The sequence below is a fragment of the Nocardia vermiculata NBRC 100427 genome, assembly GCF_001613265.1.
Classification (GTDB): domain Bacteria; phylum Actinomycetota; class Actinomycetes; order Mycobacteriales; family Mycobacteriaceae; genus Nocardia; species Nocardia vermiculata.
Genome location: NZ_BDCA01000005.1, coordinates 324080 through 333794 on the forward strand (window position 1 = coordinate 324080; position 9715 = coordinate 333794).

The following is a 9715-nucleotide window of genomic DNA, read 5'->3' on the forward strand; positions in this document are numbered from 1 at the left end:
GGTGGCAGGGGCTGTGCGGGCACCGGCTATCGTGGCGCCGACCCCCATTGCGAACGGAGCTTTGTTGTCATGAAACTCGCTGTCATCCCTGGCGACGGTATCGGTGCCGAGGTCATCGCCGAGGCGCTCAAAGTGCTCGATGTGGTGGTCCCGGGCGTCGAGAAGACCGAATACGACCTGGGAGCCAAGCGATTCCATGCCACCGGCGAGATCCTGCCCGACACCGTGCTACCCGAACTGAAGCAGCACGACGCGATCCTGCTCGGCGCGATCGGTGACCCGTCCGTGCCCAGTGGCGTACTCGAGCGCGGGCTGCTGCTGCGGACCCGATTCGAACTCGACCATCACGTCAACCTGCGCCCGTCGAAGCTGTTCCCGGGCGTCACCAGCCCGCTGGCCGGTGAGCCGGAGATCGACTTCGTCGTGGTACGCGAAGGCACCGAGGGCCCCTACACCGGCACCGGCGGTGCGATTCGAGTGAACACCCCGCACGAGGTCGCCACCGAGGTCTCCACCAACACCCGCTTCGGGATCGAACGTGTCGTGCGCTACGCCTTCGAGACCGCGCGCAGCCGCCGCAAACATCTCACCCTGGTACACAAGAACAACGTGCTGGCCTACGCCGGTTCGCTGTGGAAGCGCACGGTCGACGAGGTCGGTGCCGAATACTCCGACGTCGAGACCGCCTATCAGCACATAGACGCCGCGACCATCCACATGGTCACCGATCCGGGGCGTTTCGACGTCATCGTCACCGACAACCTGTTCGGCGACATCATCACCGACCTGGCTGCCGCGGTGTCCGGCGGAATCGGCCTGGCCGCCTCCGGCAATATCGACGCCTCCGGCACCAACCCCAGCATGTTCGAACCGGTGCACGGTAGCGCTCCCGATATCGCCGGCCAGTCCAAGGCCGATCCGACCGCCGCGATCCTGTCGGTGTCGTTGTTGCTCAACCACCTCGGCAAGACCGACGAGGCCGCACGGATCGAGGCTGCGATCGCCAAGGATCTCGCAGCGCGCACCGGCACCGCGTCCACGGTCGAGATCGGCGACCGGATCGCCGCCGCGGTCTGAGCGTCGCCCGCTCCGGCCCGGCGCCGGACCCGCAAGCCCGCGTCGCACCCGAGTACGCCCGCGTCGCGTAGCACTCGATACGCACACAGCCGCCGCAGCCCCGAACCGGGTGCTGCGGCGGCTGTTGTGTTGTTCGCCGATCAGTTTCCGCTGAGCAGGCGGAAGAAAGTGGCGTTGATCTCGCCGCTGTTCGGGCTGCCGACGGCACCACCGATGGCCGCGCCGATCGCGCAACCGGGGACGACGAAGAACCAGAAGCCGAGCAGGCAGCCCAGGATGGCGCCGACCGCTCCGCCGTGCTGCACGCCCCACACCCACTGGTTGACCAGCGCGTTGGCGGTGTCGGTGAAGGCGATCTGCTTCAACGTCACCGAGGTGCCGTCCGAGCTGATGTCGGCGGCTACGGGAACCTCGCTGCCGTCGGCGGTCAGCGGGATCGACTCGGTGACCTGACCGGCGGCATCGGTGATGTCGATCGACCGCGCGACCTCGTTGGCGACGAAGTGTCCGGACGCCAGAGTGGCGGTGAGCGAGTGCGCGTCCGCATCGGTGGTCGTGGTGACCTGCGACTGGGCGGCGGGCGCCGGAGCCGGGGCCGGCGCGGCACCGGCCGTCGCGGAGCCGATGAGCACGGCGCCCGCGGTGATCGTGGCTACAGCGATGCTGCGGCCGAGGGTAGAAATCGAAACTGACACGGTTCGTCCTTCTTCAGGAAAAATTCTTCTGATCGAACGGAAAGCCGATCGCGCAAATAATACGCAGATTCCGTCTAATTGCCTCAGTGAGTAATAGCTTCCGTCGCATGACCGGGGCGTCAGCGCCCGCTGCGCACCGGCACCAGCGGGATCGCTACCGCGGCGGTCACCGCTGCCACCATGTAGGTGATCGGAAATCCGGCCGCGGCGACCAAGGCGCCGAAAACCGGTGCGACAGCGGCGGATGCGAGATGCTGACCGGTGTTCTGGATACCCAGGCCACGTCCGCTCCAGTACGGTCCCGCGATCTCGGCGACGGCGGTGAAGGCCAGGCCGTTGTCGGCGACCGTGATGGCCGATGCGGCGAACAGGATCGGGATCGCCGCCCACCACCAGTGCAACCAGGCCGCGCCGGCCAGGGCCGTCATCGAGATCACGGCCGCGATCGCGACGGTGTGCAGCGGGCGTAGCCGGCTGCCGACCCGGTCGGACCAGCTTCCGGCGCCGATCCGGGCGGCGATACCCAGCAGCTGCGTACATGTCACTATTGCGCCGGCGACCGGCAGCGACAGCCCGGCGTCGCGGTTCAGCCACAGCAGCGCGAAGGTCCACAGCGTGGCTTGCGGAATCACCAGCAGGATCGACACCCCGTGAATACGCCACAAGGTGGACTCGCCCCGGTAGGGGTTGTCCGGATGCGGACCGGCGCCGGCCGTTCGCGGCGGGTCGACGATGCCGATCAGACACCCCAGGGCCGCCCCGCCGGCCATGACGGCCGGTACCAGAATCGCGGTGGAAAACCCGTGTGCTGCAGCAACTGCCGGGATGGACAGCGCCGCGATCGCGACCCCGAGCGGCTGGGCGGCCTGGCGGATACCCATCGCGAGCCCGCGCTGCTGCGGCGGGAACCAGCCCACGATGACGCGTCCGCTGGCACCGTTCGTGCTGGCGGCGCCGATTCCGGCCAGGAACAACAGCAATCCCAGTACGGCGTAATCGGTCACGGTGGCCGCTGCCACACCCGCGGCGCACATCAGCGCCGGGCCGGCCACCAGAACCGCACGTTCCCCGATGCGGTCCATCAGATAGCCCCAAGCGATCAGCGTGCAGACCATGCCGACGGTCGGCATGGCCACCAACAGGCCCGCGGTGGGCAGCGGCATGCCGCGGCCGGTCAGGGCGGGCAGCAGGAAAGGCGTGCCGTGCACCATGACGGCACAGGAACTCTGTGCGAACACTCCGAGGCCGAGCATGGTCCACCGCCGGGGCGTGCGCCGCTGTGTCATGGTGGCCATCTCCCTCACCTCGATCTCATATATTGGGACACAAATCTTATTCTGTGAACAGATTTGTACCGTACACCCAGGATGCGAGGTCACCGCAACGCGGAATGGGTCACAGCTGCCGGTCGCAGACCGGGTGGTCGGCCGGGTGTCGGTGGGTGGATAGACTCCATCCATGCGTCTAGGTCGTGTTGCCAGCCCCGATGGGGTCGCGTTCGTGAGCATCGAAACCGAGGGTTCCGCCGAGATCGCTCGTGAGATCGCCGAGCATCCGTTCGGAACACCGACATTCACCGGCCGCACGTGGCCACTGGCCGATGTGCGACTGCTGGCTCCGATTCTCGCCAGCAAGGTCGTGTGTGTCGGCAAGAACTACGCCGCGCACGCCGCGGAGATGGGCGGGGAGGCGCCCGAGGATCCGGTGATCTTCCTCAAGCCGAATACTTCGATCGTCGGCCCCAACCTGCCGATCATGTTGCCGCCCAGCTCTTCACAGGTCGAGTACGAGGGCGAACTGGCAATCGTGATCGGCCGGCCGTGCAAGGACGTTCCTGCCGCCCGGGCCGCCGACGTCGTGCTGGGCTACACCATCGCCAACGATGTCACCGCCCGCGACGAACAACGCCACGACGGTCAGTGGACCCGAGCCAAGGGGTACGACACCTTCTGCCCGCTGGGGCCGTGGATCGAGACCGAGCTCGATCCGGGCGACCTCGAGATCACGACCGAGCTCGACGGTGAGGTGCGGCAACGCAGCCGGACTTCACTTCTGCTGCACGATATTCCGAAGGTGATCGAATGGGTCACCCGGGTGATGACACTGTTGCCTGGCGATGTCATTCTCACCGGTACGCCCGAGGGTGTAGGACCGATGACCGATGGGCAAACCGTATCGGTGACGGTCCAGGGTATCGGCACCCTCACCAATCCCGTTGCCGCCAAACGCTGATCGAGAGAAGGAAAATGACTGACGTACGGGTCCGCTTCTGTCCGTCACCCACCGGTACGCCGCATGTCGGCCTGATTCGGACCGCACTGTTCAACTGGGCGTTCGCTCGCCACCAGGGTGGCACCTTCGTCTTCCGTATCGAAGACACCGATGCCGCACGCGATTCCGAGGATTCCTACCAAGCAATCCTGGATGCATTGCGGTGGCTGGGACTTACCTGGGACGAGGGGCCGGAGGTCGGTGGGCCCTATGAACCGTACCGCCAGTCGCAGCGTCGCGAACTTCATCTCGATGTCGTCGCGCGGTTGCTGGAGGCGGGAGAAGCCTACGAGTCCTTCTCCACGCCAGACGAAGTCGAGGCCCGTCACCGGGCCGCCGGGCGCGATCCGAAGCTCGGTTACGACAACTTCGATCGTGAGCTGACCGCCGAGCAGATTGCCGCCCACAAGGCCGAGGGACGCGGCGCCGTGGTGCGGCTGCGGATGCCGGATCAGGATCTGGTCTGGAACGATCTGGTGCGCGGCGAAATCGTCGCGAAGGCGGGTACGGTGCCCGACTTCGCACTCACCCGCGGCACCGGCGATCCCCTCTATACGCTGGTGAATCCGGTCGACGACGCATTGATGAAAATCACACATGTGTTGCGCGGTGAGGATCTGCTTTCCTCTACTCCACGGCAACTTGCGCTCTATGCGGCACTGCAACGGATCGGGGTGGCCGATTTCACTCCTGAGTTCGGTCATCTGCCGTTCGTGATGGGGCAGGGCAACAAGAAGTTGTCGAAACGTGATCCGGAGTCGAATCTGTTCGTTCACCGGGATCGCGGGTTCATTCCTGAAGGTTTGCTGAATTATCTTGCTTTGCTCGGATGGAGCCTCACCGACGATCGTGATGTCTTCTCGATGGCAGAGATGGTGGAGACCTTCGACATATCGAAAGTAAATTCGAATCCGGCCCGCTTCGACCAGAAGAAGGCGGATGCGATCAACGCCGAACACATTCGATTGCTGGAGCCCGGAGATTTCGCCCATAGGTTGCGGGAGTTCCTGACGGCGCACGGTCACATCGGTGCGGAAGTGGATGAGCGAGTATTCGCTTCTGCGGCGGAGTTGGTGCAGACGCGCATCGTCGTACTCGGTGATGCGTGGGGCCTATTGAAGTTTCTGTTCATTCCGGATTCGGAGTTCGTTGTCGACGAGGCCGCGGCGGCAAAGAACCTGGGGCCGGAATCGGCTCCGGTACTGCAGGCCGCCGTGGCGGCGCTGGACGGTGTTTCGGAGTGGACGCCGGAGGCGCTCGAGGAGGCGCTGAAAAAGGCTCTGGTGGACGATCTGGGGCTCAAACCGCGTAAGGCGTTCGGTCCGGTAAGGGTGGCGGTGACCGGGTCGCATATCAGCCCACCGTTGTACGAGTCGCTGGCGCTGCTCGGGCGTTCGGTGACCATGCGGCGGCTGCGCGCGGCCCTGGCGTGACTCGGCCGGTCGGCGGATGGTTTCGGTGCATGCCGGGGCCGCCGCCGACCGCGTGCGGGTCCCGGATTCGCCACGGCGCCCGGAAAACCCGCACTTTACCCCGTCTGACCAGCCGATTTGTATAAATACAGTAGAGGTTTGGTACTCTTCTTCTCGGCCGGGAACGAGGGCCTCGAACCGCGAGGGGAGAGGACGAAAGCCCAGGTCATTGGGGTATGGTGTAATTGGCAACACAGCTGATTCTGGTTCAGCCATTCTAGGTTCGAGTCCTGGTACCCCAGCGGAGAATGTCGATTCTGCTTCCACTGGTCGTTCGATCGCTCGGTGGAAGCAGATGAGCGTGTCCTCTGGCCCCGTCGTCTAGCGGCCTAGGACGCCGCCCTCTCAAGGCGGTAGCGCGGGTTCAAATCCCGTCGGGGCTACAACGTGAAGAGCCCTCCGGCAACAGCTGGAGGGCTCTTTTTCTGTGCGGCTGTCAGTCCTGGACAGGCCAGGTCGAGCCACCGGGCGGCATTTCCGGCATCCCCAGCTTGCGGTGGTCCCAGCTGCGGACTCGTTCGGGCACGACGCGGATCGCGATGCGCTTGGCCAGCATCGTCTCCACCATCGGCCGCATTTCCTCGGTGTAGGGCCCGGTGTAGCGCTCCCAGACGCTGACACCCACCTTGAACAGCGCCTCGGCGTCGTCGACGATCTCCGCGCGGCCCTCGATGGAGACGCCACGCAGCTGGTCGTAGGTGTCGCCGGCCTCGACCAGGACGGTGATGCGGGGATCGCGCCGTAGATTCACGGCCTTCTGGGATTTGGCCTTGGTCTCGAACCAGATCTCACCGTCGATCAGGCCGTACCACATGGCGGTCAGGTGCGGTGTGCCGTTCTTGCTCAGCGATGCCAGTGTGATGATGCGGCTGCGTTCCAGGAATTCTGTGATCTCCGTATCGGACATCACGATCTGTGCGCGTTGGTTCACTCCCATGCGGGTCACGATACTTTACGGCGTATGGCCGGAATCACATCTCGCTGGGTACCGGTGCTCCGAGCCGTTTGTGCAGGGCATCCGCGGCTGCGACGAGATCGGCGGCCCAGCGGGCACCCGGGCGCCGGCCCATCCGGTCGATCGGACCGGACACCGAGACCGCGGCCACGACCTGGGCGGCCCCGTCGCGAACGGGTGCGGAGACACTGGCCACACCGGCCGATCGTTCCGCCGCGCTCTGCGCCCAGCCGCGACGCCGGACCTCCGCCAGTGCGCGTTCGCCGAAGACCGCGTCACTGATGACGCTCTGCTGCAGTTCTGTATCTGCCCAGGCCAGCAATACTTTCGCCGCAGATCCGGCGGTGAGCGGCAGCCGGGCGCCGACCGGTACCGTGTCGCGCAGACCCGAGGTGGGTTCCAGCGCGGCGACGCAGATGCGGGAGTGACCGTCGAGCCGGTAGAGCTGCACACTCTCCCCGGTGATCTCACGTAGCCGGGGCAGGATGACTGCGGCAGCGTCGAGAAGTGGATCCACGGCGGTGGTGGCGAGTTCCGACAGTGCCGGTCCGGGGCGCCAGGATCCGGCGGGATCGCGCGCGAGCATCCGATGGGTCTCCAGGCCGACGGCCAAGCGGTGGGCGGTAGCCCGCGGCAGTCCGGTACGTGCGCACAGCTCATTGAGGCCACAGGGCTGTTCGGCGACCGCGTGCAGGACCGCCATGGCTTTGTCGAGCACTCCGATACCGCTATGCTGTCTCATAGAACGATATTAGCGTCTCGCATAGTGGGAAACGCAAGTTGCAACCCGGTAGCCGACGAGGCGGACGTTCGCACAACACTGCACAACAACCCGGGTGTCACAACCCCGGCCCCACAGCCACTGGACTCGTAGTCAGCCCACCCCCAAGGTTTGCGGCCCGCCTCGATTTTGCAGCGACGGAGCGAGGTAGCGCAGCGACTGAGCGGAGGAGTGAAAAATCGAGGCCCAGGGGGCCGCAAACCCGCGGTGGCGAAGCCGCCGCCGAAGTTAAGGAGTACAGCAATGGCTGAACGGCCACGCACGCTGGCGGAGAAGGTGTGGGACCAGCATGTCGTCGTGCGAGGTGAGGGTGAGGGGGCGCAGCGCGAGCCCGATCTCATCTACATCGACCTGCATCTGGTGCACGAGGTGACGAGTCCGCAGGCGTTCGACGGGCTGCGGGCTGCGGGTCGTCCGGTGCGCCGGCCCGATCTCACGATCGCGACCGAGGACCACAATGTGCCGACCGTCGACATCGATAAACCGATCGCGGATCCGGTCTCGCGCACTCAGGTGGAAACGCTGCGTCGCAATTGCGCCGAATTCGGGGTGCGGTTGTATCCGATGGGCGATATCGAGCAGGGCATTGTGCATGTGGTGGGTCCGCAGCTGGGCCTGACGCAGCCGGGTACGACCGTCGTATGCGGTGATTCGCACACCTCGACCCATGGCGCATTCGGTGCGCTGGCGATGGGGATCGGCACCAGCGAGGTCGAGCACGTGCTGGCCACTCAGACGCTGTCGCTGCGGCCGTTCAAGACGATGGCGATCAATATCGACGGTGCGTTGCCCGCCGGCGTGACGAGCAAGGATGTGATCCTGGCGGTCATTGCGCAGATCGGCACCGGTGGCGGTCAGGGCTATGTCCTCGAATACCGCGGTGAGGCCGTGCGCTCCATGTCGATGGAGGCCCGGATGACGATGTGCAACATGTCGATCGAGGCCGGTGCGCGGGCGGGCATGGTGGCGCCCGACGAGATCACCTACGAATTCCTGAAGGGGCGCCCGCATGCGCCGCAGGCTGAGCAGTGGGATGCGGCCGTGGCGGCCTGGGATGCGCTGCGGACCGATCCCGGTGCGGAATTCGATGCCGAGGTGCATATCGATGCCTCCACCCTGACCCCCTTCGTCACCTGGGGCACGAATCCGGGGCAGGGCGCCCCGCTGGGCGATTCGGTGCCGAATCCGGCCGAGATCCTCGACGAGACCAAGCGTGCGTCCGCCGAGAAGGCGCTGAGTTATATGGGATTGGAGGCGGGAACTCCACTGCGCGACGTCGCCGTGGACACGGTTTTCGTGGGTTCGTGCACCAATGGTCGAATCGAGGATTTGCGCGCCGTGGCGGAGGTGCTGGACGGCCGTAAGGTCGCCGATGGGGTGCGGATGCTGATTGTGCCCGGTTCCATGCGGGTGCGCGCACAGGCCGAATCCGAGGGGTTGGGCGAGATTTTCACGGCGGCGGGCGCGGAATGGCGTCAGGCCGGCTGTTCGATGTGCCTGGGGATGAACCCGGATCAGCTTTCTCCCGGTCAGCGGTGTGCCTCGACGTCGAATCGCAACTTCGAGGGGCGGCAGGGTAAAGGCGGCCGCACCCACCTGGTTTCGCCGCTGGTGGCGGCCGCGACCGCGGTCCGCGGCACTTTGTCGGCGCCGGCCGACCTGAACTGACCGGCCGGAAATATCCGTACACACGACCAACAGGGACCACAGGAGCAGACATGGAAGCCTTCAAGGTGCACAAGGGGATCGGCGTGCCGTTGCGCCGGTCGAATGTCGATACCGACCAGATCATCCCCGCCGTCTATCTCAAGCGGGTGACCAGAACGGGATTCGAGGACGGCCTGTTCGCGGCCTGGCGCTCGGATCCGTCGTTCATTCTGAACACCAGCCCGTTCGACCGGGGTTCGGTACTGGTGGCAGGCCCGGATTTCGGTACCGGATCGTCACGAGAGCACGCCGTTTGGGCGTTGATGGACTATGGCTTCCGCGTGGTGATCTCTTCACGCTTCGCCGACATCTTCCGGGGCAACGCCGGTAAGGGTGGCTTGGTGGCCGCGCAGATGTCACAACATGATGTCGAATTGCTCTGGAAGTTGATCGAAGAACACCCTGGGCTGGAATTGATCGTCGATCTCGAGGCGCGCACTGTGGCCGCTGGAACCACCGTGTTGCCCTTCGATATTGACGACTACACCAGGTGGCGGCTACTGGAAGGCCTGGACGACATCGGACTGACACTTCGGCGCGCCGACGCGATCGGGCAGTTCGAAAAGACAAGGCCGGCTTGGAAACCGATCACCATTCCGGAGCCTATTTCACCGGCCTAAAGAGTCTCGAGCGTTAGCTGAGAGCAACCAATCGAGGTTGCTGCGCGTGTGCCACGCCACATGAAATTTGGCGTGGCACATAGACTCTTGCCCATTCAGGGTTTACCGTGGTACCTAGTCGGTCCGACGACGGGCCA

At 65.2% G+C, this 9715-nt stretch carries 9 protein-coding genes and 2 tRNA genes; 7 read left to right on the top strand and 4 right to left on the bottom strand.

Going from position 1 to position 9715, the window contains the following annotated elements; all coding sequences use genetic code 11:
• Window positions 1-69: 69 nt before the first annotated feature.
• Window positions 70-1077 (top strand): 3-isopropylmalate dehydrogenase, encoded by a 1008-nt coding sequence (locus NV2_RS09550; protein ID WP_067871171.1) that lies wholly within the window; start codon window positions 70-72, stop codon window positions 1075-1077.
• 140 nt (window positions 1078-1217) lie between these two features.
• On the opposite strand, the gene NV2_RS09555 is transcribed toward NV2_RS09550, so the two are convergent.
• Window positions 1218-1772 (bottom strand): DUF8020 domain-containing protein, encoded by a 555-nt coding sequence (locus NV2_RS09555; RefSeq protein WP_067871172.1) that lies wholly within the window; start codon window positions 1770-1772, stop codon window positions 1218-1220.
• Window positions 1773-1891: 119 nt separating this feature from the next.
• Window positions 1892-3067, bottom strand: a complete 1176-nt coding sequence (locus NV2_RS09560; protein WP_067871173.1) for an MFS transporter — start codon at window positions 3065-3067, stop codon at window positions 1892-1894.
• Window positions 3068-3230: 163 nt separating this feature from the next.
• Here NV2_RS09560 and NV2_RS09565 point away from each other — a divergent pair, with 163 nt between their 5' ends.
• The 4 genes from NV2_RS09565 to NV2_RS09580 all read left to right on the top strand — a co-directional run bounded on the left by NV2_RS09565 (window position 3231) and on the right by NV2_RS09580 (window position 5898).
• A complete protein-coding gene (locus tag NV2_RS09565; RefSeq protein WP_067871174.1) occupies window positions 3231-4004 on the top strand; it encodes a fumarylacetoacetate hydrolase family protein in 774 nt (257 codons plus the stop codon).
• A 14-nt stretch (window positions 4005-4018) separates the two neighbouring features.
• Entirely contained in the window at window positions 4019-5476 is a 1458-nt protein-coding gene (gltX, locus tag NV2_RS09570) for a glutamate--tRNA ligase (protein WP_067871175.1), read from the top strand.
• A gap of 209 nt (window positions 5477-5685) precedes the next feature.
• Window positions 5686-5757: transfer RNA gene (locus NV2_RS09575), tRNA-Gln, on the top strand.
• 68 nt (window positions 5758-5825) lie between these two features.
• Window positions 5826-5898 (top strand) — tRNA-Glu (locus NV2_RS09580).
• 53 nt (window positions 5899-5951) lie between these two features.
• Here the strand turns inward: NV2_RS09580 and NV2_RS09585 are convergent.
• Together NV2_RS09585 and NV2_RS09590 are read right to left on the bottom strand one after the other, a co-directional pair.
• Entirely contained in the window at window positions 5952-6452 is a 501-nt protein-coding gene (locus NV2_RS09585) for a pyridoxamine 5'-phosphate oxidase family protein (RefSeq protein ID WP_067871176.1), read from the bottom strand.
• 34 nt (window positions 6453-6486) lie between these two features.
• Window positions 6487-7212 carry an IclR family transcriptional regulator gene (locus NV2_RS09590; RefSeq protein ID WP_067871177.1) on the bottom strand — a complete coding sequence of 242 codons (726 nt, stop codon included), beginning with the start codon at window positions 7210-7212 and terminating at the stop codon, window positions 6487-6489.
• A gap of 282 nt (window positions 7213-7494) precedes the next feature.
• Here NV2_RS09590 and leuC point away from each other — a divergent pair, with 282 nt between their 5' ends.
• Together leuC and leuD are read left to right on the top strand one after the other, a co-directional pair.
• On the top strand, window positions 7495-8919 hold the full coding sequence (leuC, locus tag NV2_RS09595; protein WP_067871178.1) for a 3-isopropylmalate dehydratase large subunit: 1425 nt from the start codon (window positions 7495-7497) through the stop codon (window positions 8917-8919).
• Window positions 8920-8969: 50 nt separating this feature from the next.
• A complete protein-coding gene (gene leuD, locus NV2_RS09600) occupies window positions 8970-9578 on the top strand; it encodes a 3-isopropylmalate dehydratase small subunit (protein WP_067871179.1) in 609 nt (202 codons plus the stop codon).
• Window positions 9579-9715: the final 137 nt, after the last annotated feature.

What these genes read in the sequence shown, in the direction of transcription:
- NV2_RS09550 (WP_067871171.1), top strand. Translation starts at nt 70, where the DNA reads ATGAAACTCGCTGTCATCCCTGGCGACGGTATCGGTGCCGAGGTCATC.
- NV2_RS09560 (WP_067871173.1), bottom strand. Translation starts at nt 3,067, where the DNA reads ATGGCCACCATGACACAGCGGCGCACGCCCCGGCGGTGGACCATGCTC.
- NV2_RS09565 (WP_067871174.1), top strand. Translation starts at nt 3,231, where the DNA reads ATGCGTCTAGGTCGTGTTGCCAGCCCCGATGGGGTCGCGTTCGTGAGC.
- gltX (WP_067871175.1), top strand. Translation starts at nt 4,019, where the DNA reads ATGACTGACGTACGGGTCCGCTTCTGTCCGTCACCCACCGGTACGCCG.
- NV2_RS09585 (WP_067871176.1), bottom strand. Translation starts at nt 6,452, where the DNA reads ATGGGAGTGAACCAACGCGCACAGATCGTGATGTCCGATACGGAGATC.
- NV2_RS09590 (WP_067871177.1), bottom strand. Translation starts at nt 7,212, where the DNA reads ATGAGACAGCATAGCGGTATCGGAGTGCTCGACAAAGCCATGGCGGTC.
- leuC (WP_067871178.1), top strand. Translation starts at nt 7,495, where the DNA reads ATGGCTGAACGGCCACGCACGCTGGCGGAGAAGGTGTGGGACCAGCAT.
- leuD (WP_067871179.1), top strand. Translation starts at nt 8,970, where the DNA reads ATGGAAGCCTTCAAGGTGCACAAGGGGATCGGCGTGCCGTTGCGCCGG.